This window comes from Vibrio sp. 1078-1 (assembly GCF_033340475.1).
This window is the reverse complement of the sequence record NZ_JAWOWM010000955.1, coordinates 1-509: the sequence shown is the minus strand read 5'-3', so window position 1 is coordinate 509 and position 509 is coordinate 1. Positions and strand designations below refer to the sequence as shown.

Below are 509 nucleotides of genomic sequence, written 5' to 3'. Positions count from 1 at the left end.
CTCAGAACGACCACGGCGATTTTTGTCTCGTCGAAACGAGTTGCTGCTGTCTTTATTGTGATCAGTTTAGTCAGTGGCTTTTGGGTAGCAGAGCAATGGCGTGATTTATGGCCGATTATCGGGACGGTGATTGGTACATACTCGGTGTTCTGCTTGTCAGGGATCAGGATGCGCATTGGCTTTTTGCTCGGCGCGTCTTGCTGGCTAACCAATAATATTCTGGTGGGTTCCATTGGTGGAACGCTGTTAGAAATGACCGTGATCGTGATGAATTTATTGACGATTTATCGCTTACATCGTCAGCAATCAGAATCCATGATTAATCAATCAAGTTATTAGGTGAACCATGTTCGTATTTAACCAAGACATTCCGATGGAAGATCTCGGCGAAGGGATTTCACGAAAAGTACTGGCACACAGCGACAACATGATGTCGGTAGAAGTGCACTTTGAAGAAGGTGCAATTGGTGCGATGCACTCACACCCGCACGAGCAGCTGACTTACGTGC

Annotated in this window: 1 protein-coding gene; it reads left to right on the top strand. The window is 46.6% G+C overall.

All coding sequences use genetic code 11. The annotated features are described in order from the left end of the window. Positions 1–339 (top strand): YgjV family protein (locus tag R7190_RS31065; RefSeq protein ID WP_318138365.1); only part of this gene is annotated, 339 nt, incomplete at its 5' end. Positions 340–509: the final 170 nt, after the last annotated feature.